Origin of the sequence: Flavobacterium adiutor, from assembly GCF_048282555.1 — a bacterium.
In the GTDB taxonomy this organism is placed as follows: Bacteria; Bacteroidota; Bacteroidia; order Flavobacteriales; family Flavobacteriaceae; genus Flavobacterium.
Window position 1 is genome coordinate 3771676 of record NZ_CP182487.1, and the last position, 23861, is coordinate 3795536.

25 protein-coding genes are annotated in these 23861 nt (G+C 32.5%); 13 read left to right on the top strand and 12 right to left on the bottom strand.

The features are described from left to right. Positions 1–20 precede the first annotated feature (20 nt). Positions 21–704, top strand: coding sequence for a cell division ATP-binding protein FtsE (locus tag ACNC7R_RS15985; protein WP_223681068.1), 684 nt, complete (start codon positions 21–23; stop codon positions 702–704). 8 nt (positions 705–712) lie between these two features. On the opposite strand, the gene ACNC7R_RS15990 is transcribed toward ACNC7R_RS15985, so the two are convergent. The 3 genes from ACNC7R_RS15990 to ACNC7R_RS16000 are packed head-to-tail and all read right to left on the bottom strand — an operon-like array spanning position 713 to position 1542. Further along, positions 713–883 (bottom strand): hypothetical protein, encoded by a 171-nt coding sequence (locus ACNC7R_RS15990; protein ID WP_417942050.1) that lies wholly within the window; start codon positions 881–883, stop codon positions 713–715. A gap of 19 nt (positions 884–902) precedes the next feature. Further along, positions 903–1310: a class I SAM-dependent methyltransferase gene (locus ACNC7R_RS15995; protein WP_417943184.1), complete on the bottom strand. Its 408-nt coding sequence runs from the start codon at positions 1308–1310 to the stop codon at positions 903–905. Positions 1311–1332: 22 nt separating this feature from the next. Next, the gene (locus ACNC7R_RS16000) at positions 1333–1542 is read right to left on the bottom strand and encodes a hypothetical protein (protein WP_417942051.1); all 210 of its coding nucleotides are present in this window, start codon (positions 1540–1542) and stop codon (positions 1333–1335) included. Between the two features lie 101 nt (positions 1543–1643). On the opposite strand from ACNC7R_RS16000, the gene ACNC7R_RS16005 reads away from it, so the two are divergent. After that, on the top strand, positions 1644–2534 hold the full coding sequence (locus ACNC7R_RS16005; RefSeq protein WP_417942052.1) for a glycosyltransferase family 2 protein: 891 nt from the start codon (positions 1644–1646) through the stop codon (positions 2532–2534). 6 nt (positions 2535–2540) lie between these two features. After that, positions 2541–3476: a glycosyltransferase family 2 protein gene (locus tag ACNC7R_RS16010; RefSeq protein WP_417942053.1), complete on the top strand. Its 936-nt coding sequence runs from the start codon at positions 2541–2543 to the stop codon at positions 3474–3476. On the opposite strand, the gene ACNC7R_RS16015 is transcribed toward ACNC7R_RS16010, so the two are convergent. From ACNC7R_RS16015 to ACNC7R_RS16055, 9 genes are all read right to left on the bottom strand, one after another. Then, a complete protein-coding gene (locus ACNC7R_RS16015; protein WP_417942054.1) occupies positions 3463–3882 on the bottom strand; it encodes a sugar 3,4-ketoisomerase in 420 nt (139 codons plus the stop codon). The genes ACNC7R_RS16010 and ACNC7R_RS16015 overlap by 14 nt on opposite strands. Further along, complete coding sequence (locus ACNC7R_RS16020) at positions 3872–4699, bottom strand: glycosyltransferase family 2 protein (protein ID WP_417942055.1); 828 nt, start codon at positions 4697–4699, stop codon at positions 3872–3874. Before ACNC7R_RS16020 ends, ACNC7R_RS16015 begins: the two co-directional genes overlap by 11 nt. Before the next feature lie 111 nt (positions 4700–4810). Further along, entirely contained in the window at positions 4811–5896 is a 1086-nt protein-coding gene (locus tag ACNC7R_RS16025) for a hypothetical protein (protein WP_417942056.1), read from the bottom strand. A gap of 112 nt (positions 5897–6008) precedes the next feature. Beyond that, positions 6009–7013 carry a glycosyltransferase family 2 protein gene (locus ACNC7R_RS16030; RefSeq protein ID WP_417942057.1) on the bottom strand — a complete coding sequence of 335 codons (1005 nt, stop codon included), beginning with the start codon at positions 7011–7013 and terminating at the stop codon, positions 6009–6011. A 4-nt stretch (positions 7014–7017) separates the two neighbouring features. Next, positions 7018–8292 (bottom strand): O-antigen translocase, encoded by a 1275-nt coding sequence (locus tag ACNC7R_RS16035; protein ID WP_417942058.1) that lies wholly within the window; start codon positions 8290–8292, stop codon positions 7018–7020. Further along, positions 8293–9411 carry a DegT/DnrJ/EryC1/StrS family aminotransferase gene (locus ACNC7R_RS16040; protein ID WP_417942059.1) on the bottom strand — a complete coding sequence of 373 codons (1119 nt, stop codon included), beginning with the start codon at positions 9409–9411 and terminating at the stop codon, positions 8293–8295. Then, entirely contained in the window at positions 9408–10358 is a 951-nt protein-coding gene (locus ACNC7R_RS16045; protein ID WP_417942060.1) for a FemAB family protein, read from the bottom strand. The genes ACNC7R_RS16040 and ACNC7R_RS16045 overlap by 4 nt, the downstream gene beginning before the upstream one ends. An 8-nt stretch (positions 10359–10366) precedes the next feature. Beyond that, on the bottom strand, positions 10367–10969 hold the full coding sequence (locus ACNC7R_RS16050; RefSeq protein WP_417943185.1) for a trimeric intracellular cation channel family protein: 603 nt from the start codon (positions 10967–10969) through the stop codon (positions 10367–10369). A gap of 83 nt (positions 10970–11052) precedes the next feature. After that, complete coding sequence (locus ACNC7R_RS16055; protein WP_417942061.1) at positions 11053–11799, bottom strand: RDD family protein; 747 nt, start codon at positions 11797–11799, stop codon at positions 11053–11055. 20 nt (positions 11800–11819) lie between these two features. On the opposite strand from ACNC7R_RS16055, the gene ACNC7R_RS16060 reads away from it, so the two are divergent. The 10 genes from ACNC7R_RS16060 (at position 11820) to ACNC7R_RS16105 (ending at position 23818) form a co-directional block, all read left to right on the top strand. After that, positions 11820–12785: a stage II sporulation protein M gene (locus ACNC7R_RS16060; RefSeq protein ID WP_417942062.1), complete on the top strand. Its 966-nt coding sequence runs from the start codon at positions 11820–11822 to the stop codon at positions 12783–12785. A gap of 27 nt (positions 12786–12812) precedes the next feature. Next, positions 12813–13586: a DUF4129 domain-containing protein gene (locus ACNC7R_RS16065; RefSeq protein ID WP_417942063.1), complete on the top strand. Its 774-nt coding sequence runs from the start codon at positions 12813–12815 to the stop codon at positions 13584–13586. Then, entirely contained in the window at positions 13579–14784 is a 1206-nt protein-coding gene (locus ACNC7R_RS16070; protein WP_417942064.1) for a DUF4350 domain-containing protein, read from the top strand. The genes ACNC7R_RS16065 and ACNC7R_RS16070 overlap by 8 nt, the downstream gene beginning before the upstream one ends. Positions 14785–14824: 40 nt before the next feature. Further along, the gene (locus ACNC7R_RS16075; RefSeq protein WP_417942065.1) at positions 14825–15838 is read left to right on the top strand and encodes an AAA family ATPase; all 1014 of its coding nucleotides are present in this window, start codon (positions 14825–14827) and stop codon (positions 15836–15838) included. A gap of 119 nt (positions 15839–15957) precedes the next feature. After that, positions 15958–17289, top strand: a complete 1332-nt coding sequence (locus ACNC7R_RS16080; protein WP_417942066.1) for a DUF58 domain-containing protein — start codon at positions 15958–15960, stop codon at positions 17287–17289. A gap of 125 nt (positions 17290–17414) precedes the next feature. Continuing rightward, positions 17415–18500: a phosphoglyceromutase gene (locus ACNC7R_RS16085; RefSeq protein WP_417942067.1), complete on the top strand. Its 1086-nt coding sequence runs from the start codon at positions 17415–17417 to the stop codon at positions 18498–18500. A gap of 162 nt (positions 18501–18662) precedes the next feature. After that, positions 18663–19451, top strand: coding sequence for a TrmH family RNA methyltransferase (locus ACNC7R_RS16090; RefSeq protein WP_417942068.1), 789 nt, complete (start codon positions 18663–18665; stop codon positions 19449–19451). 231 nt (positions 19452–19682) lie between these two features. Beyond that, a complete protein-coding gene (locus tag ACNC7R_RS16095; protein WP_417942069.1) occupies positions 19683–21902 on the top strand; it encodes a RelA/SpoT family protein in 2220 nt (739 codons plus the stop codon). Between the two features lie 88 nt (positions 21903–21990). Beyond that, positions 21991–22455 (top strand): Fur family transcriptional regulator, encoded by a 465-nt coding sequence (locus tag ACNC7R_RS16100; RefSeq protein WP_113677966.1) that lies wholly within the window; start codon positions 21991–21993, stop codon positions 22453–22455. 91 nt (positions 22456–22546) lie between these two features. After that, positions 22547–23818: an adenylosuccinate synthase gene (locus tag ACNC7R_RS16105; RefSeq protein ID WP_417942070.1), complete on the top strand. Its 1272-nt coding sequence runs from the start codon at positions 22547–22549 to the stop codon at positions 23816–23818. Positions 23819–23861: the final 43 nt, after the last annotated feature.

The following is a 23861-nucleotide window of genomic DNA, read 5'->3' on the forward strand; positions in this document are numbered from 1 at the left end:
ACATTCAAATCAATTTTATTATGTCAGAAACCGTACTATCTCTTAAAGATGTCACTATATTTCAGGAAGGAAGAAGAATTTTATCTCATATCAATTTAGAAGTTGAACATGGAGAATTTATCTACATAATTGGAAAAACAGGTTCCGGAAAAAGTAGTTTCATGAAAACTTTATACGGAGATTTGCCTCTTTCTGAAGGTGAAGGTCATATCGTTGAATTTGATTTGGCTAATTTAAAAGAAAGCCAGATTCCGTATCTGAGACGTAAAATCGGAATTGTATTTCAGGATTTCAAACTGCTTCCGGACAGAACTGTAAAAGACAATATGCTATTTGTACTTAAAGCGACAGGCTGGGTAGAAAAAGAAGCCATGCAGCATAAAATCGACGAAGTTCTTGATAAAGTGGGTATGAAAGATTTCCTGAATAAAATGCCACACCAGCTTTCAGGCGGAGAACAACAAAGAGTTGCGATTGCAAGAGCTTTGTTAAACGATCCTGAATTTATCCTTGCTGATGAACCAACCGGAAACCTTGACCCTCAAACAAGTTCTGAAGTTCTGGAAGTATTGAAAAAAATCAACGCCAACGGAAAAACCATTATCATGGCAACCCACGACTACGCATTGTTGATGAAATTCCCTTCTAAAACATTAAAATGCGAGGACGAAAGAATTTTTGAAGTTGTGCAGCGAAGTGTGTAAACTTCCCTCTACTCTTTTTTAAACACTAAAATATCCTGAAAATCAAACAGCCCTTCACAGGTTCTTTTTGACCAATTTCCGTATATTTTATTTTCTAGTTTTAGACTCGCAATTTTTATCATTTCGTCAATATACTTTTCATTGAAAGCGATATTAGCAGAAGGCACTTTTTCATTCATCAACCTGAAATTTTCTCTTTTATAAGGAAAATTGATTTTGTTTACTTGAAATCACTTCTTCATTTTTGTCATCATATAAAAAGAAAGTGCCAAGACATTTTCCTCCAGTCTTCAAAACCCTTTGAATTTCATTGAAGTAATTTTGTACTTCTAAAGGCTGCATATGTGTAAAAACTGAAAATAGAAAAATAGTATCAAAAGAATTATTTTCATAGGGAAATACAAATTCCTCCGCTTTTTGATCTGTAAAATGATACAAATCATTATTTAAGGGAATATATTGAAAATTAAAATTTGGAAAGTCTTTCGTAATATGTTTTTTACACCATATTATTCCTTTTTCAACAACATCAAAACCTTCATATTTAGCTTGTTTAGATAAATATTGAGTCAATGCAACAGCAGCTCTTCCTATCCCACAACCAATATCGAGTACTGAATGGTTTTCGTTAAGCTCTGCATATTATTAAAAGTTCCAGATGATGCTTTCCCTGTGCTAAGAAATCACCTGATCCAATAAAAATATCTCCTTTATTCGGAACATATTTATTTTTCTTTCCCAGAATACCATCCAGAATATCTACCGGATAATAGTATAATTTTCTAATCAGCAACCGGGATTTAGGTGTAAGCGAATAATAAACAGACCTTAAACTCATTTCATTTATTTTTCAGAAATTTGAAATCAAATTTACACTAAACTATGGGATGTTTAATAAAAAATATTTCCTTTACAAATATATTAAAAAATCGGTTTTAGATGCTTTCCATACTTATTCCTGCTTATAATTATAATGCTGTTCCTCTGGTTTTAGAACTTAAGGAGCAAGCTGATTGTTTAGGAATTGATTATGAAATTCTGGTTCAGGATGATGCTTCTTTTTCTATATTAAACATTGAAAATCAAAATATAAATACAATTAAAAGCTGCTGTTTTTTTGTAAACAATTATAACCTTGGAAGAGGGAAAAACATCAATTTACTAGCTGAAAAGGCAAAATATAATTGGTTACTTATTTTAGATTGTGATACATTCCCTACGCAAAATGATTTTATAAAAAAGTATATCCTAAGTGCCAAAGATCCAGAACATGCAATAGTTTTTGGAGGCATAAAATATAAACCGGAAAAACCGGAAAAGGAAAAACTTCTTCGTTGGGTTTATGGAAATAAGAGGGAATCCCTTTCTTTAAAAGTAAGAAAAGAAAAACCAAATAATCGCGCATTAACCTCTAATTTACTGATCCATAAAGAACTTTTTATAAAGAATTCTTTTGATGATTCAATAACAAAATATGGTTATGAAGATTTATGTTTCCTCGCTGATTTAGAAGCAAAAAACATTCAAGTCTGCCATATAGAAAATCCAACTTTTCATCTGAATTTGGAAACTTCGGCTGTTTTCATTGAAAAAACAAAAATAGCTTTGGAAAATTTAGCATTTATCATTGATTCCAAAATTATAAATCCTGATGACAGTAAAATTGTCTCTGCTTATAATTTATTACAGAAATTTATGCTTGTTACATTAACTTCTTATATTTTTAAAAAATTGGAATCCCTAATTACAACTAATCTACTTTCTGAAAATCCTTCATTAATCCTATTCGATGTCTATAAATTAGGTTATTATTGCACTTTAAAAAGATAATCTATTATGGCATTTTTCTCTATTGTTATTCCACTATACAACAAAGCGAATTATATTGAAAGCACTTTAAATAGTGTTCTCAACCAGACTTTTACAGATTACGAAATTATTATTATCAACGACGGATCTACGGACAATAGCGAAATTAAGGTATTAGGGTTTAACGACAGCCGTATACAGCTTTACAACCAAAAAAATCAAGGTGCATCAGTAGCAAGAAATCTTGGAATTGAAAAAGCAAATTGTAATTATATTGCTTTTTTGGATGCAGATGATTTGTGGATGGCTAATCATTTAGAAACATTAAAAACTTTAATTCAGAATTTTCCAAATGCAGGAATATATGCCTCGCGTTATAATTTAGTATTTAATAATGGAAAAAATTACATTCCAAAATTTAATGGAATTTCTACAAATTTTGAAGGTATTGTTTCAGATTATTTTGAATCCAGCTTAACTTATCCAATTTCTACATCATCTTCCATCGTAATCCCTAAATATGTATTTAAAGAAACAGGCTGCTTTAAACCTGCTATATCGAGCGGGCAGGATGTCGATATGTGGATTCGGATTGCGTCAAAATATCTTGTTGCAATAAGCAATAAAGTTACAGCATCTTACTTGCATTACATCGAAAACAGTCTTTCTAAAACCCCGATACTAGACAAAAAGTTAAAAGATTTTAATGACTATAAACCATTGGAGGAAAATAATCCAAGCCTAAAAAAATATCTAGATATTTATCGAATAGAATACGCACTGCAATATAAAATTGCCGGAGAGAATAAAAAATCAAAAGAATTGTTTAAGAATATTTCAAAAGAAAATATTTCTTTTAAAACCAAAATAATATACTCTTTACCTCGGTTTATGCTGATTTTTTTGTTAAAAACAAAAAAGCTTTTAAGAAGATATGGTTTTAATTTTTCTATTTATCAGTAGCTTTTTTTGAACATATAAATTCATCAAAATTTCTAATATAATCGTCTTCGATGTAAACATCAGAAGCAACTACCAAGCACACTGCTCCTGAGGAAAAATCCTTTAATTCTCTCCAAATACCTGTTGGAATTAATAAACCAATATTAGGTTTGTTTAATGTCACAACTCTTTCTGAAATGCCATCATTCAAAACAACATCAAAGCTTCCGGATATCGCTACCAGAAACTCCTGCAAATCTTTATGCGAATGACCTCCACGTTCTGCTCCACTAGGAATATCATACACATAATAAACCCTTTTAATATCAAAAGGAACGGTATCATTTTCTATTACGGAAAGATTTCCTCTACGATCTTCAATTTTAGGAAGTGAAATCAGATTTATTTTACTCTTGTTATCTTCCATAATTCATGACTTCAATTGCTTTTCGCCCTTTATTCGCATTATAAATTGCTTTAAAAAAAGAACTAATTTTTAACCTTTTTTGCTTTATATCAAAGAAGAGCTTTGTCATCAGCCAAAATGGATAATTGGTTATTAAAATTCTTCTTAATATTGCCCCATAAATATAATATTTACGCAGGCTGTCTATTTTATTAGAAGACGTCAAACCTTCATGCTTTACAATTACCTGATTTTCAAAAGCTATTTGTTCATTTTTATCTTTTAAATCAAATAAAAAAACGGCTTCTTCTCCTAATTCAAAGCTGCTCCCTAAACCAAAATTTTCGTCGAATCTAATTCCTACTGAATCTAATTTTTCTTTATTTATTGTCATTTCAATAGAACTAATATTGAAAATTTCAAAAGCGTTTAACTGTGGTTTCGAAACTCCAGGGTATTTTTTTATACTAACTCCTTTTTCTTTGACTGCACAGAAATTTATTACAGTTGCTTTATCGAACTTATTATATGCTGTGATAATTTTTTCAATAAAATTATTCTGATAGATCACATCATCATCCGCTATTATTAGAATTTTTCCAATGGCATTATCTATTGCTGAATTCCGACTCTTTGACAAGCCTAAACCAGAGGTATTAATTACTCTGACTGAAGGAAATTCAGATGATAAAGTGGTGGTTTTAGACTGGTTAATTATAAGGATATTGTAGTTGGAGAAGTGTTTTGACGGAAACATTGGAAATAAAAAATCAAGGCTTTTCTGATTCATTGTAGAAATCAAAATCTCAATATCATTTTCCGTAAAAGCTTTTCCCATTTTATAATATATAATCACAAATATATGTTTTTTTGAAAGCAAAAATCAAAACATACCAACAGAAAAACATACAAGTAATATTAAGCGGTTTAAATAATGTCTAAGTAATACTCATTTACTATTCCAAAAATCAACATATTGCTGAGCTACTAGTACATAATTATGATGCTTTTCGACAAATTTTCTACTATTTGCTGAAATTTCAGGAATACTCTTTTTGTTTTGTACCAGGTCTTCTAACTTATTGTAAATATCTTCTTTTGATGGAAATACATTAACAATTGGATGATTATTATGCTCATTCAACAACTCATACATTTCCGGTTCTCCACCGCCCACCAAAACCAATCCCTGAGACATGCCGATTAAGCCATTCATTGCAGGAGTATAAGAATAAAGCTGATCCAATAGTACATCAGATCCTGACATAATTTTCACATACTTGGCCCAGGGTAAGGAAGTAACTTTATTCACCAAAACCTCTTTTGGATAAGCTTCCTGAATTTTCATTAATTCCTCCAGAAGTAAATCAGTTCCTTTTAATTTGGATTTAAGTTTTTGAATACCAATAAAAAACTTGATTTTATCTTCCTGAATTCCTTTTTGCTGATACTGTAGTAAGTCAGTGTTAATAGGCAATGGAATATAGGCTACTTTATTTTTGTAGTATGGCTCATAGGCCTTATAATATTCATATAAGCAAGATACTATACCGTTACAAGTTTCTGCAATTTCTATATTTGCATCTTTAAATTGGCTTTCTGTCCATTCACATTTATATATATCCAAAGGCTTTTCCCCAATAAATAAATCGGAATATCTAAGTACTTTATTTTCTAAACATATTTTCTCCCAAAAATAATCAGTTCCAAATGCCCCTAAAAAGACTTTTGCATTATTCTTTTTTAAAAATCGATAAAATTCAAGATTTCTTTTAATCTTCAAATCTAAAAAAGAGGGGCTTTTTATTTGGACGACATCATACCCAACAAATTTTTTAAAAGTCTCTTTTAAGTTTATAAGATATTTAATCGAATTATATAAATCATATCCTGGTCGTGCTAAATTAATATCCCTGTCGTTTTCCATCCATTTACACCCATCAGAAGCTACTGTAACATCATGTCCCAATAATCTAAGACCATCTGCCAATGTAGAATGAAGGTTACTGTACTCGCCTAATAAAAGAATTTTCATATATGGTTGAATTTAGAACACAATTAGTAAAAGTTACTTAAACGAATCTAGTTATATTAGGTTATAAAAACTGATGAGTTTACCCAATTAATTGATACTTTCATTATAATTTTTATTTTTTTGCATTAAATCTCATCATAAGATCAAATAAAACAGGTACTTTAAAAACAATTATCAGCAAGACATATCTTAATCTCATTGAAAGTATGGCATGGCTAAAAGTAAAAAAATAAAAAAAAATATTTAATTGATTTTTTTTGAAATCTAATAAGTAGGACTTTACTTGCTCTTTATCAATTTCAGTTTCAAAATCATAAAATTGAAATTTAGATGATAATTGTAAATATCTGGTAAGTATTAAATATTGAATGCTTACAATATGGCTTTTATCAAAATTGTTCTCTTTAAGTAAATTAAAAAGTCTGAATAAAGTATTTAAAGTATAAAAGTTTTTAGCTGTAAATGTTTTAGTTATAGCTTGCAAATTATCTTGTCTGTAATAAAACATTCCTTCACAAAAAACAACTTTATTACTATTCAGAAACAATTTCCGGCTTATAAATTCGTCTGTATCAAAAGCATCTTCAAAAAAAAACTCGTTTAGCAACAAACTAGTTTTGGTTAATGGAAATCCATGAATACTCCAATTTAATGATGCTATACACGCCTCTTTTCCACTTAAAACAACATTCCTATTGCCGTTAAAACCAATTATTTTTTTATTGTTAGATTTGTTTTCAAAATAAAACTCCATGTCAGGAAGTACACTATCTGCATTAGTCTCTTTTTGTTTTTGAACCATTTTTTCAATTAGATCTAATGAAAAAATATCATCCTGAGAAGAATAGAACACATAATCACCTTTTATTTCAGGCATAATAAAGTTCCAGGAAGCAGCTGCCATTCCACCGTTTTTTTTGGTAAAAACTTTAAATCTATCATCATCATTTGCAAACTTATCTAAAATAATTTTACTCCCATCAGTAGAAGAGTCATCGACCAGCAAAACTTCAATATTGATGTAGGTTTGATTTTTGATCGAAGTTAAGGTTTCGTTCAAATACTTTTCTCCATTATATACTGGTACAAAAACTGTTACAAGCAAATCCTGAATCATAATTTTAAAATAAATATTTTCTAAAATATACTAATAATACAATTAAATATACTGACGCTTCAAGACACTGACCAATTAAAACCCCTTGAATACCGAACATTTTTATACAAAAAATACTTGAAAAATATAAAAGGAATATGGCCAAAACCTCAATGATTATATAGTGGAAAGTCCTTTTTTGGGCAATTAACAAGAAAGCTAAAATCAAACCACAAACTCCAAATACATCAGCTATTAATTGTCCAAAAAACAATTCAGCAACAGGTAAAAACTCCTCTGTAAATAATGCTTTGACAATTATAAATCGTGAAAAATAAATTAAAAACGTTCCTAAAATAAAAACAGGAAGAATAAATTTATAAAAACTCCAAATTATTTTTTTTATTTCAACTGCCTCAGTAGCTTTTATTAATTGAGGATAAAAATAAATACTCACTATTGTACTGACAAATAGTAAATATAAGTTAGAAATTTTTGTAATAGCCTCCCAAAAACCAGATTGATCTAATCCAACATTCTCGATCAAAAAATTTCTTGTTTTCAATTTAAAAATTGGACTTAGTATTGTTGGTGGGAGAACCATTAAAGAAAAAGAAAAAAAGTTTTTTAAAATATTAAAATCAAATTTGTGAAATTTTAAAATCCTAAAACTTTTAATTTCTTTAGGTAAATAAAAGGTGGTTACCAAAACTAAAATAACTGGAACAAAAACAATTGAAAAAAGTGCACCAATTGTCCTAAAATAATATATTAGTACAACAGAAAGTAACATGCATAAAAAATTAGCAATAACATTAGCATAGATCACTTTTTTATACTTGCTTAAACCATTTAAAATTGATATAAACAATATCGAAATGGCGTTCCAGGGTAAAACTAATCCAACCACATTTAATATGATTGCATATCGAAAATTGTTCCCAAAAATTTTATAACAAAAATAATCTGAAAAGGTAAAAATCAATATACTTAAACAAAAAGCAACAACTAAAAAGCTAATCAATAGTGTGCTAATTATCTTTTCTAACTCTTTTTGATTGTTCTCATTTTCACCTATATACTTTATAATACCATTTTGAAATCCTAATGTAGAAACACCCTCAGCTGAACTTATAAAATTACGTAGATTACCCATCAGAGCCATTCCGCCAGGCCCAACAAAAACAGCGAGTAATTTAGACGTTATTAAACCTATTCCTAGTTTTAATAATATACTCAAACTATTTATAGATGTAATTTTAAACAGATTGCTTTGTATTGCTTTTCTTAAAAAATCCACTTAGTATTTATTTAAGATCTCAATTACAAAACTTATCTCATCTTCAGTCATTACAGGACTCATTGGCAGACTTAAAATTTCATTATGTATTTTTTCAGAAATTGGAAAACACAAATTATTCCAATCTGAAAATGCTTTTTGTTTGTGTGGCGGAATCGGATAATGGATCATTGTCTGAACTCCGTTTTCTAATAAATATTGCTGTAAATGATCTCTGCTTTCGGTTCGAATAACAAACAAATGAAAAACGTGGTTTGACGAAAAACCCCAAACCGGCAGCTGAATCTTCTCGTTTTTTATTTCTTCCAAATAACGTTTGGCAATTGCTCTTCGTCTGTTGTTTTCAGGATCCAAATTAGGTAATTTTGCATTCAGAAAAGCGGCCTGAAGTTCATCCAGTCTTGAATTTACACCAATATATTTATTTTGATATTTGGCTTCTGAGCCATAATTCCTAAGCGATTGAATTGTTTTTGCCAATTCATTGTCATTTGTTGTAACTGCTCCTCCATCGCCTAAAGCGCCTAAATTCTTTCCGGGATAAAAACTAAAAGCAGCAGCATTTGACAAGTTCCCTGATTTTTTTTCCGCTTTCGGCTTTCGGCTTTCGGCTAAAACAGCTCCGTGTGCCTGAGCAGCATCCTCAATTACCAATAAGTTATTTTGATGGGCAATTGCATTAATCTGATCCATTTCTGCTAATTGCCCATAAAGATGAACCACCAGAATAGCCTGGGTTTTTGAAGTGATTTTTTCTAAAATCAAATCAGGATTTATATTATAAGTTTCTAATCTTGGCTCCACTAACACCGGAATCAAATCAGCTTCTAAAACAGCCAGAATGCTTGCAATATAGGTATTTGCCGGAACAATTACTTCATCTCCTTTTTGAAGTTTTCCTAATTGAATGTATCCTTTAAAAATCAATACCAAAGCATCAAAACCATTCCCTACACCAATACAATATTTTGAATTGCAATATGCAGCGAAAGATTTTTCAAATGTTTCGACTTCTTTCCCTAAAATATACCAGCCATTGTCCAACATTGATTTCAGTTTGTCATGAAAACCAGTTTCGTATGGTTCATTTATTTTTTTTAAATCCAGAAATTTTATCATTTAACACTTATTTTATAAAAATCCTGATTATAGACTGAACAGCCTAACTCTTCTTTTTGTTTTAAAAGCCCAGCATTATATCCTTTTTTACTGTCATCACCTACAATACCCATATCAAAAAAATATTTTCCTTCGCTTTTGTATTTTTCTATTAAATTAATAAATAAAAAATCCAGCGCTCTTACTTCTTCTCCTTTTTTTGTAGTAGCTCCGTATTGCGACTTCACAATCTTTTCTGTCTCAAAGACAGTTATTCCGGCAATAATTTCACTTTCATTATAAATTGAAAACTGTCTAATATTTTCAGGAAAACTTTTCTTCAATAATGTAATTTCTTCTTTTGTATGAACAGGCCTTGCATTATGTTTTTCTGCTAATCTTGGCTCTAAAACTTCTTCCCAAAAAGGATACAGATTTTGTTCTTCAATAATTTCTAAATGAAGATTTTCGATTCTTCTGAAATGTTTCAGTTTACTTTTGGATATTTCTAATGGAATTGTCAAATTCACTGCCAGATTCATTTCCTTTTTCTCTAACAAAGCGCCTTTCTTAATTAAAAAGTAATCTATTTCCTGATTCCCTTTCGAAAAATAAAAACAAGGAACTGGTTTATAGTAAAAAGTATGAATTGCATTTTTTTTTAGAAAAAATAAAATTTCATCTAAAATCAATTCTACTTTTTCTGCTTTGAATTTAGAAGAAAACACTAACCCTCCATAAGTCAGTCCCTGATGTGAATATAGTATTTTTCCTGATACATTAGCCGGCATAACAGCAACGAGTTTTTCTTCTTCAAAAACCATTAAAGAATAATCTTCAAAACGATCTTTATGATATTCCATAAAATCCCGATGAAACAGAAACGTGGCATTTTTGGCCTGAGCAATAAAGTCATTCCATTTTTTATAATCGTTTTCGGTATATTTTTTTACGGTATATTTATTCAATTTACTATTTATTTATGATCGAATGCCGGCAAATACCACTTGAATTTTACAGCAATCAAACGCACCGAAATTATAACAACTGAAGTCGTTAAATATAAAATATCATTATCTAAATCTAAACTTCGCAATGCAAAAAATACAATTCCGCCAAAAATACAAATCGTGGCATAAATTTCCCGTCTGAAAATGGTTGGGATTTCAGTACATAAAATATCCCGAATTACCCCGCCAAAACAAGCGGTCATTGTTCCTAATGCAATACAAATGACCGGATGCAGACCAATTGTAATGCCTTTTTCAAGTCCGATTAAGGTAAAAACTCCCAAGCCGATGGTGTCAAATAAAAATAGTGAGGTACGAAGTTTATCAAATTTTTTCCTGAAAAGAATTGCCAAAATAAACCCTAAAATAATTACATACACATATTTTAAATCCAGCATCCAGGTCACGGGAGTTCTTCCTATCAGGACATCACGAAGTGTCCCGCCACCAACTGCCGTAACAAAGGCTATGATAAAAACACCAAACGGATCCAGTTTTTTATGCATGGCCGTTAAAGCTCCTGACATCGCAAACGCCATTGTACCAATAATATCTAACAGGTTGAACATCATTATAAAGCTCTAAGATTTTGATTAGGTAAGTTTTAAAGATTATTTTTTTAAAAATTGTCATTGTCATTGATATTGCAATTTTACATATTCTGAGTATAGAAATTATAATCTTTCAAAACAGTACGGATAAAACCTGTTGGATCTCCGATGGACTGATTTTTGATTCCGGTTACATTTTCAATTTTATGAACTAACTTATAAATAATCTCGTAATCATTTTTCGCTTCAGCCCTCAAAAATGTTTCCTTTATGATACGCATATCATTGTCTGACAATTTAATAACGAGAGGATAGGTTGGCACATAGGTTTCTTCTATTTCTTCTAAAATCGTATGGCTGATATCAATTTTATTTTTTAAAGTGATTACTGAAGTACCTGCCACCATATCACCCAGTCTCTGCCCTTTTTTACTTGAAACTACAGCAATCAAAGCTATAACTCCGTTAAGAATCGAAATATCTATCAGCCTAAAAAACCAGCGCATCAAATAATCTCCAAAGCCAGCCTGATACCCGTCAATTTTAACCACTTTTATTTTAACTAGTTTTTTTCCTATCGTCTGTCCTTCAAAAATGCTTTCAAGAGTAAGGGAATAAATCATAACGGGAAAATAAAACCCTAAAAGAATTGTGCCTACAGACCACTCATCTAAATTTTTAAATAAAAAATCCAGATTGAGCCAATTGAAAAAAATCAGGTAAACCACTATCCCATAGGCTATTTTAATCACTAAATCGATAAAATATGAACCAATTCTCTCGCCTGCAGAAGCGGTGATAAAATTTATTTTAACATTTTGTGTTGTGGTTATAGATAATTCTGACATATTTTATATTTTAGCCCTCAATGAGAGAAGTTGCATTCATAAAACAAAATAAAGAAAAATGGCTGGAATTTGAACTGGCTATTTTTGGTAAAGCTAAAAAAAATCCTGATGAGTTAGCTAATTTGTACATTCAAATGATGAATGATCTGTCGTATGCGCAAACGTATTATCCAAAAAGTAAAACGGTTATTTACTTAAATCACCTCGCATCACAGATTTATCAAAAGATTTACAAAACCAAACGAGCTGAAAAAAACAGATTTTTTGAATTTTTTAAAACCGAAGTACCACTTCTGGTTTACGATTACAGGAGGTATTTGCTCTATGCATTTGTTCTGTTTTTTGCAACCGTTGCCATTGGTGTGATTTCTGCCAGATATGACCATGATTTTGTCCGGTTAATTTTAGGTGATGGTTATGTAAACATGACTTTAGACAACATCAAAAAAGGAAATCCAATGGCGGTTTACGGATCAGGAAGCAACTGGGGAAGTTTTGTCGGGATTACCATGAACAACCTTTATGTAGGTGCCAGATGTTATATTTGGGGACTTTTTGGAGGAATTGGCACTTTTTATATTTCCTCTCAAAACGGTATCATGCTGGGCGCTTTTCAATACTTTTTTTTTGAACAAAATGTCTTCTGGAAAAGTGTGCGCGGAATCTGGATTCATGGTGCTATGGAAATTTTTGCCATTGTTATTGAAACTGCCGCCGGATTCATTTTAGGAGCCTCTATTTTATTCCCTAAAACTTTTTCGAGAGCAAATTCATTTAAAATAGGTTTCAAAAACAGTTTTAAAATCTTTCTCAGTACATTTCCTTTTACAATAAGCGCAGGATTTCTGGAAGGTTTTATAACGAGATACTCTATTGATATGCCCAATTGGCTTAGCAGTTTTATCATCCTTTTTACACTGGGTGTTATCTCTTTTTATTATTTGGTTTATCCTTTTATTGTCCACAAAAAAACACAACAGCTTTAAACCAAATTGAATTAACCATAATCAATAATGAATAGATTATTACTTATTTTATGTTTTATGCTGTGCTGCAATATCCTGAATGCACAGGATACTTTGGTTAAAACCGAGCCTCTAAAAGCTGCTTCAGTAAAATATACTGAGGCAGATATTTATGTCGATTCAGACACTATTGAGACCAAAACATTTCAGAAAAATTTCAAAAAAAAATATACCGACAGCGACTTTGTTTACGAACAAAAAATACCTGAAAAAAACTGGTGGGATCATTTTAAAGAGTGGCTGGCAGACGTCCTTAATCGAATATTTACTTTTAAAAACCCGCAGGCATCACTTAATTTTGTAGCAATTTTACTTAAAGTACTGGCCATATTAATTGTCGTTTTCGTAATTTATTTGATTGTAAAGGCTCTGATCGGAAAGGAAGGAAAATGGATTTTCAGTAAGGAAGCGAAACAAAAAGTAGTTCATTACTCCAATATTGAAAAAAATATTCATCTTCTGGATTTCGAAAAACTCATTAAAGAAAGCATTGAATCCGGACAAAAAAGAATTGCTGTTCGATACTATTATCTATGGTTGTTAAAAGTAATGGCCAAAAATCGTTATATCGAATGGGATATTGAAAAAACCAATTCTGATTATTTACACGAAATTAAAAACCCTCTCCATAAAGAAGAATTCACCTATTTATCATACGTTTATAACTATATATGGTATGGCGAATTTGAAATTGATGAAAGAATGTTCGAAAAAGCAGAAAACCGTTTTAAAAACGCAATAAAAACCTTTAGCCATGGGTAAATCGATTAAAATTTATATCGCTATTCTGGTTTTGGTTTTTGCCTTAATTTTAATAGCTGGCGGCAACTCTCCTAAAAAAATTGACTGGACACCAACCTATTCTGTCAATGATAAAATTCCGCTTGGATTGTATGTTTTCGACAAAGAAATTAACGGCCTCTTAAAAAAACAAAAGATTGAAAGAGTTTCCGCTTTAACCCCGTATGAATTTCTCGACTCAAAATATGTTCCGGATACTGTTGTGGGCACTTACAAAATAAAGGGAACTTTTTTTAACATTACAGAGTTTGCTGCCATTGATGATCAGTCGATGAAGGAGCTTTTTTATTTTGTATCCCATGGAAACAATGCTTTCCTGAGTATGAAAACGTTCCCTCAGTCACTCTTAGACAGCTTAAAAATTGACTTCAGAACGGATTTTCAATACACTGACAGTACGTCCATTTGGATGGCTAATAAAAATTTAGGTAAGAAGAAGTTCCATTTAACCGAAGGTATGGGGGCCTACTATTTTTCAAAAATTGATACTCTGCAAACAACCGTCTTAGGTTATCAGGGTAATAAAAATCAAAAACAGATTAATTTTATTAAAGTACCGTATGTAAACGGGTACTTTTATTTACACACCCAGCCTGCTGCTTTTTCTAATTTCCATTTATTAAAAGATGATCACTATCAATATACCCAAAGTGTATTGTCATACGTACCGAAAGGCGATGTTTTTTGGTACACAAAAGGACAAAACAGCGAATCCATATCAGGTTCGCCGCTTCGGTATATCTTAAGTCAGCCTGCTTTAAAATGGGCTTTATACTTATCTTTAATTGGAATATTGATTTTTATTCTTTTTAATGCGAAGAGAAAACAAAGGATCGTCCCGATACTAAAACCATTGCCCAATCTGACGGTTGATTTTACCAAAACTATTGGGAATTTATATTATCAGGAAGGTGATCATGATAACATCATTGATAAAAAAATCATTTATTTTCTGGAAAGAATCCGTAATGAATATTTGATGGACACATCAAAATTAGATGATGATTTTATAAAAAAACTGCATCTTAAGTCCGGAAAAGATGAAAAAGATATCAGAGAACTTGTATTTTTAATCAACGAACACCGAAAAAGTTACCACGGAAGCCTCGAAGAAGATTTAATCCGAATTAATAATGCAATAGAAAAAGTTTTACATTAATATTTTAACTGAAATTCATTCAAAAGAAAACATACCAAACATGGACGATATCAATACAACAGAAAGCGAAATCACAAACGAGAATGTAAATTTTGAAACCAGACTTAATCTGACACCGCTTTTAGAACACGTTAACAGCATTAAAAAAGAACTGGAAACAGTAATTGTAGGGCAGCATAAGATGATCGACCAGCTTTTGGTTGCTATTTTATCAAACGGACACGTTTTGCTCGAAGGTGTTCCGGGAGTTGCAAAAACTATTACAGCTAAATTATTATCCAAAACACTTAATATTGGCTTTAGCCGAATCCAGTTTACACCGGATTTAATGCCTTCTGATATTTTAGGAACTTCTATTTTTAATTTGAAAAGTTCAGAGTTTGAATTTAAACAGGGGCCTATTTTCTCTAATCTGATTTTAATTGACGAAATTAATCGTGCTCCTGCCAAAACACAGGCTGCTCTTTTTGAAGTAATGGAAGAACGTCAGATTACTATTGACGGTTCTGCTTATCAGCTTGAAGCTCCTTTTTTGGTTATTGCTACACAAAATCCAATTGAACAGGAAGGCACTTACCGTTTGCCTGAAGCACAATTAGACCGTTTTTTATTCAAAATTTCGATTGATTACCCAAAATTAGACGAAGAAATCCTGATTATCCAGAGAGAACATCTTTTGCAGGATCATGGAAAATTAGAAGCAATTAAAACGATTCTTTCAGCCGAAGAAATAAAACAATATCAGGCCCTGATCAAACAAATCAGGGTAGAACAAAATTTACTGGAATACATTGCAAGGATTGTAGTGAATACACGTGAAAATGCCTTTTTATATTTAGGGGCTTCTCCTCGTGCATCTATCGCTATTTTAAATGCTTCCAAAGGCTTTGCTGCCATTAGCGGGCGGGATTTTGTAACTCCTGAAGATATTAAAGAAGCTGCTGTTCCGGTTTTGCAGCATCGTGTCATTGTGGCTCCAGAGCGTGAAATGGAAGGAATTACAAGCGCCGAAATCATCAAACAGATTATTGAAACAGTAGAGATTCCACGATAACTTGTATTCCTGCAAGGTTTTAAAACCTCGCAGGTATCTTAATTCTGCAATTTAACCTACAAGGTCAGAAAAAAAACTTGCAGGAAAACACGAAACTTTAAACCTGAAACAATAAGAAAGTGAAATTCATAAAAAGCCTATACCTTAACAACTTTTTTTTCTATGTCCTTTTGGGCATAATCGGACTATTCGTGTGCGCTTTTATTTTTCCGGTAATATACAACGGAGTCTGGTTTCTTATTTTGGTTTTAATGACTTTTCTGGTATTGGATGTTTTGCTTTTGTATGTAGCCCGTAACAGAATTGAAGCTTCAAGAGAAATGCCTGAAAAACTTTCGAATGGCGATTTAAATCCGATAAGCATTTCGATAAAAAACCATTACACTTTCCCGATTTCAATTAAAATCATTGATGAAATTCCGTTTCAGTTTCAGATTCGTGATTTCAAAATTGAAAGAAATGTTAAAGCATCTGCTCAGGATAAAGTTTCATACGATTTGCGTCCAACAGAACGAGGTGAATATTATTTTGGGAATTTAAATATTTACGTTTCATCGCCTTTAAAACTGATTTCCAGAAGATTTACTTTCGACAAAAACAAAATGGTGCCTACATATCCATCTTATATTCAATTGAGAAAGTATGATTTATTGGCTTTCTCAAATAATTTATTCCAATACGGAATCAAGAAAATACGTCGAATTGGGCATACAATGGAGTTTGAGCAAATCAAAGAATATGTTCAGGGTGACGATCTTCGAACATTAAACTGGAAAGCTACTGCCAAGAAAAACAGCCTGATGGTCAACCAGTTTCAGGATGAAAAATCACAGTCGGTTTATCTGGCAATTGACAAAGGCCGTGTAATGCAAATGCCTTTTAACGGCTTAAGTTTACTGGATTATGCGATAAATTCAACGCTGGTTTTGGCTAATGTAATTCTGAAAAAGCAGGACAAAGCCGGAATTTTTGCTTTCTCTAAAAAAGTAGAAAACAGGGTTTTTGCCGAAAAAAGAGGTTCGCAGATGCAAAAAATACTGGAAACCTTATACAACATCAAAACCGATTTTTTTGAAAGCGATTACAGTCGTTTATATGTAGATATCAAGAAAAACATCAACCAGCGCAGCCTTATTATTTTGTATACCAATTTTGAAACCATGGACGGGCTAAATAGACAATTGCCATATTTAAAAGGAATTGCAAAAAGTCATTTATTGGTTGTCGTATTCTTCAGCAATACCGAACTGAACGAAATCATCAACAAAAAAAGCAATACTATTCAGGAAATCTATGACAAAGTAATTGCCGAAAAATTCATGTTCGAAAAACGTTTGATCGCCAATGAACTTAAGAAATACGGAATCCATTCGGTTCTGACACAACCTGAGAATCTGACTTTGGATGCGATCAATAAATATTTAGAGATTAAGTCGAGAGGGATTTTGTAGAGTTTATGAAATGTGTTACGAAAATGTAAAATGAGCATTATCAATAAATCAAGTTCATAATTAAAATTTAATAATCCTCAAAAATCTTTGAACCTTTGCGATGAACTTTGTAATTCAAAAAAGACATGAAAAAACTAGTTTCAATCGTATTAATTTTCAGCGGTATTTTTGCTAATGCCCAAAAAACAGAAAACATCATAATCATAACGACAGACGGCTTTAGATGGCAGGAAGTTTTTAAAGGAGTGGATTCGCAAATTGCAAATGACAAAAAATTCAATCAGGGAGATAGTACCTACATTTATAAAAAGTATGCTGATTCAGACTTCAAAGAATCCCGAAAAAAAATAATGCCTTTTTTCTGGTCAGAAATTGCTTTAAAAGGACAGATTTACGGCAATCGTGATTTGGGATGTAAAGTAGACGTTTCAAATCCGTACTGGTTTAGTTATCCAGGATACAGTGAAATCATGACCGGGAATACTGATCTTCAGATAAACTCAAATGGTTATAAACCTAATCCTAATGTGAATGTTTTAGAATTCCTGAACAAACAATCAAAACTAAAAGGAAAAACAGCTGCGTTTGGTGCATGGAACGCTTTTGACCGAATTTTAAATGAAGAACGAAGTGGTTTTCCAGTAATTTCAGCTTTTGATAATGTAGGCGGTAACAAACCAACTAAAGTTCAAAAACTACTAAATGAAATGCGTAATAACTCATTTAAACCATTTCATGAAGATGAATGCCTGGATGTTTTTACACATTATCAGGCAATAGATGAACTCAAAAATAAAAAGCCAAAAGTACTTTACATTGCCTATGGAGAAACCGATGAATGGGCACATCATGGCGACTATCGCTCGTATCTTGATGCTGCAAATCAAGTAGACAAATGGATTCAGGAAATATGGACTTTTGTACAAAATGATTCACAATACAAAAACAAAACGACACTTTTTATAACTACTGATCACGGAAGAGGCGATAAAACAAAAACACAATGGACAGACCACGGTGCAGATGTTGCAGGCGCATCAGAAATCTGGTTTGCTGCAATAGGACCTGAAATTCTTGCGAAAGGGGAAATCAAAACAGAATCTCAGTTTTATCAAAAACAATTCGCCCAAACCATTGCAAAATTCTTAGGTCATAACTTCACAACAAACCATCCTGTTGCAGAAGAAGTAAAAGAAATTTTTGAAAAATAGTTCTTGTTCACCCAGAATTCACAAATTTTATTTTAGTCTTAAACTAAAATAATTCGTTAATTCGTATTCAAAAAACACTTTCAATCTTTGCTCCTTTGAAGCCTTGCCTCTTTTCAAAAAATCTCAGTACCTTAGCGGCACAGAAACTTAGTCGCTCAAATAATGAAACAAATTACTTCAGTCCAGAATCCGTTTATAAAATCGCTTGTTTTATTACAGGAAAAAGCGAAAGCCCGCAAACAAACCGGCACATTTTTAATTGAAGGATTACGTGAGATTTCATTAGCTCAAAAAGGCAGTTACGACATCGAAACGGTTTTGTTTTTACCCGAACTGGTTACTGAAAATCAAATTAGCAAACTGGTTTCATCATCGGTTCAGTTAATCGAAATCAACAAAGAAGTTTATCAAAAGCTGGCTTATCGGGATACCACTGAAGGAATTCTGGCGGTAGCCAAAACCAAATCACTGCAATTATCCGATTTAAAGTTGTCAGAAAACCCATTGATTCTGGTAGCCGAAGCTCCTGAAAAACCAGGAAATATCGGTGCTCTTTTGCGTACTGCCGATGCCGCCAATCTGGATGCTGTTTTAATTGCCAATCCAAAAAGCGATTTATACAATCCGAATATCGTTCGCTCCAGTGTTGGCTGTTTGTTTACCAATCAGATTGCAACCGGAACGACTGCAGAAATCATTACTTTTTTGAAAGATAAAAAAATCAATTTTTACTGCGCCACATTACAAAATTCAACCTCCTATCATACACAGAATTTCACTACCCCAACCGCTTTGGTTGTAGGAACAGAAGCTACCGGACTAACTCAGGAATGGCGAGATGCTGCAACACAAAATATTATTATTCCGATGCAGGGTGAAATTGACAGCATGAATGTTTCGGTCGCTGCTGCTATTTTGATTTTTGAAGCTAAAAGACAAAGAGGTTTTTAGAGTTATTAGTTGAAATTAAAAGTCTGCAAATTTGCTTTTTTGTTTCCAAACAATTTTTATCAGATTTTTATAAACTTTTAGAATAAGACTAAGCGAGATTAAAACGCTTTGACCTGCTCAATTTATATCAAAATACCTTCCAAAATTTAAAACTTAAAACCCAAAATCAGCAATCCATTCCCTTGCGTATATTTAAACAAATTCATATTTTTAGGAATTGAACCATGCGTTATGACAGAAATAGATATTGAAAAAGAAAACAAAGCAATTGCACAAGAGTACAAAGAATTACTTCGAATCAGTTACCAGACTTTAACACTTGCCGATAAAAAACTAATTAGGAAAGCCTTTGACGTGGCTGTCGATGCTCATAAAGAACAAAGGCGCAAGTCTGGTGAAGCGTATATCTTTCATCCTATTGCAGTTGCAAAAATTGTTGCCTCCGAGATTGGTTTAGGAGCCACCTCTATTGCTGCGGCCTTATTACACGATGTTGTCGAAGATACTCCAATAACGGTTGAAGATATTGAGCGTTTATTCAACCCGAAAGTAGCACAATTGGTCGAAGGACTAACCAAAATTTCGATGGTTCAGAAGGATTTGAATGCTTCCATGCAGGCAGAGAATTTCCGTAAAATGATCCTGACACTGAACGACGATGTACGTGTTATCCTGATCAAACTGGCAGATCGTTTACACAACATGCAGACCATGGATTCTATGGTGGAGTACAAACAGACTAAAATCGCTTCTGAAACTTTATACATCTACGCTCCTCTCGCCCACCGTTTGGGACTCTATAACATTAAAACAAAACTTGAAGATCTAGGTTTAAAATACACAGAACCTGCTATTTATAAAGACATTGTAAGCAAAATAAGAGAAACAAAAGAAGAACAGGACGCATACATCAAAGATATATCGGATGTTTTGAAAAAATCGCTAGATGCTGAAAATATTGACTATATCATAAAAGGCCGTCCAAAATCTATTTATTCGATTCGCCGAAAAATGCGAGCTCAAAATGTAAGCTTTGATGAAGTTTACGACAAATTTGCGTTGCGAATTGTCTATAAATGCGATTCCCATGAAGAAAAATTTATCGCCTGGAAAATCTATTCTATCGTAACTGATCATTACAGACCCAGCCCGAGCCGCTTGCGGGACTGGATTTCATCTCCTAAATCAACTGGGTACGAAGCTTTGCACATAACTGTTATGGGGCCAAAAGGGCGTTGGGTTGAAGTACAGGTGAGAAGTGAACGAATGGATGAAATTGCTGAAAAAGGATATGCTGCACATTACAAATATAAAAACGGTGCATCTGAAGAAAGTGGTCTGGATGTATGGCTTAATTTACTTCGTGAAGCCTTAGAAAATCCTGAAACCAATGCAGTGGATTTTGTAGAAGATTTTAAAATGAATCTCTACTCACAGGAAATTTTCGTTTTTACTCCAAAGGGAGAAATTAAATCATTACCAAAAGGTGCAACTTCGCTTGATTTTGCTTTTAGCATTCACTCTGAAATTGGAATTAAAACCCGAGGAACCCGAGTAAATGGCCGTTTGGTTCCTTTGAATCATGAACTAAAAAGCGGTGATCAGGTAGAAGTCATTACTTCTCCTAATCAAAAACCTACGGTAAACTGGCTGGATTACGTAACGACTTCGAGGGCTAAAAACAAAATCAAAAATGTCCTTAACGAGAACACCAAAAAAATTGCCGAAGAAGGAAAAGAACTGCTTAACAGAAAGCTAAGGCATTTAAAAGTTACCCTGAACGAACAGGTTACAAATGAATTAGTCAACTTTTTTAAATTAAAAACAAGTTTAGATTTGTTTTATCGTGTTGGAATCGGTGCTATCGAAAATCAGCAGTTAAAAGATTATGCAGCACAAAAGAGCAATACTTTTATCAATTTCTTTAAAAATAAAATCAAAAGAACAAAAGATACTGCAGCAGAGGATATCCATAAACCGGTTATCAGCAGTAATTACGACATGTTGGTTTTTGGAACTGAGCACGACAAGCTGGATTACAAACTATCCCAATGCTGTAACCCAATTCCGGGTGATGATGTTTTTGGTTTTGTAACTATAAACGAAGGAATCAAAGTACATAAAAAAGATTGTCCAAATGCCATTGGAATGCAGTCCAACTACGCTTACCGCATTATGAGCGCCAAATGGATCGACTCTTCTCAGGAAGAATTTAAAGCCATTATCAATATTACAGGAATGGATGTTTTGGGACTTACCAATCAACTTACAAAAGTAATTTCTAACAACATGAGCGTAAATATTCAAAGTATTTCGCTTAGCACAGACGCGGGAATTTTTCATGGACAGGTGGCTGTAATTGTGAAAAACAATACCATTTTGAAAAAAATGATTAATGCTATTAAAAAAATCGATGGTGTTGACAAAGTAACCAGAGAATACAGAACCTAACTTTTTAACGACTCTATAGGGGTTTTATAACTAAACTTTAAACCCGAAACTTTTATTGATTAAAAATAAAAATTTATCTTTGCCGGATATGACACTCATTTCAACTGACAACACTAGAAATCAAGAAATTGTAAAAAATGTATTTACAATGTATCTTGAACAAAAAGGGCATCGTAAAACTCCTGAGCGTTATGCTATACTCCAGGAAATTTATGACAGCGAGGAACATTTTGATATAGAAAACCTATATATCAAAATGAAAAACAAAAACTATCGTGTGAGCAGAGCCACATTATACAACACGATTGAGTTATTGTTAGACTGCGCATTGGTGAGAAAACATCAATTTGGACAAAATCAGGCTTACTACGAAAAATCATATTTTGATAAACAGCACGATCATATTATCATGACTGATTCAGGAGAAGTAATTGAATTTTGTGATCCAAGAATCCAGACCATCAAAAAAACAATCGAAGAAATTTTTGATATCGAAATTACAAATCACTCGCTTTATTTCTACGGAAACAAAAAGCAGAGCTCAAATTCATAGTCTGCTAAGACTTTTCAAAAAACTAAAAAAGAAAAATTAACTACATAATCAGTAGGACAGTTTAGATTGTCCCAACGCAAATTAAAACAGAATGACCGTAGATTTATTACTAGGATTACAATGGGGAGACGAAGGTAAAGGAAAAATTGTTGACGTACTTACCTCAAATTATGATATTATTGCACGTTTTCAAGGAGGACCAAACGCAGGACATACATTAGAATTTGACGGAATTAAACACGTACTTAGAACCATTCCTTCCGGAATTTTTCATAAAGATTCAGTAAACATCATCGGAAATGGAGTTGTAATTGACCCTGTAGTTTTTCAAAAAGAAATCGAAGGTTTAGCAAAATTCAACCTTGACATTAAAAAGAAATTAATCATTTCAAGAAAAGCACACTTAATTTTACCAACTCACCGTCTATTAGATGCAGCTTCTGAAGCATCAAAAGGAAAAGCGAAAATTGGCTCTACTCTTAAAGGAATTGGACCAACTTACATGGACAAAACGGGTAGAAACGGTTTACGCGTAGGTGATATCGAATTGGAAGATTTCAAAGAACGTTACAGAGCTTTAGCAGACAAACATGAGGCAATGATTGCTTTTTATGATGTTGCTATTCAATATAATTTAGCCGAATTAGAAAAAGAATTCTTTGAAGCTATTGAGGAACTTAAAAAATTAGATTTTATTGACAGTGAAGAATACATGCACCAGGCTCAAAAAGCAGGAAAATCTATTCTTTGCGAAGGTGCGCAGGGATCTCTATTAGATGTTGATTTCGGAACTTATCCTTTCGTAACTTCTTCTAATACAACTGCTGCCGGAGCCTGCACAGGTTTAGGAATTGCTCCTAACAAAATCAAAGAAGTTTACGGAATTTTCAAAGCGTATGTTACACGTGTAGGAAGCGGCCCTTTCCCAACTGAACTTTTTGACGAAGTAGGTGCTACAATGGCAAGAGTTGGTAATGAGTTTGGTTCTGTAACCGGAAGACAAAGACGTTGTGGATGGTTAGACTTAGTAGCTCTTAAATATGCTGTACAGGTAAATGGTGTTACTCAGTTAATGATGATGAAAGGTGACGTTCTCTCAGGATTCGAAACTTTAAAAGTTTGTACTGAATATAACTACAAAGGACAGAACATCTCTCACTTTCCATACAACATTGAACCAGAAAACGTAACACCGGTTTACAAAGAATTTAAAGGCTGGAAACAAGATTTAACAGGATTGACTACTTACGATCAATTGCCAGTTGAGCTAAAAGAATATATTGAGTTTATTGAGAAAGAAATCGAAGTGCCAATCAAAATTGTATCGGTTGGACCAGACAGAAAACAAACAATAACAAAATAATACGTTTAAACGCTCTGATAATCAGGGCGTTTTTTTTTGACAT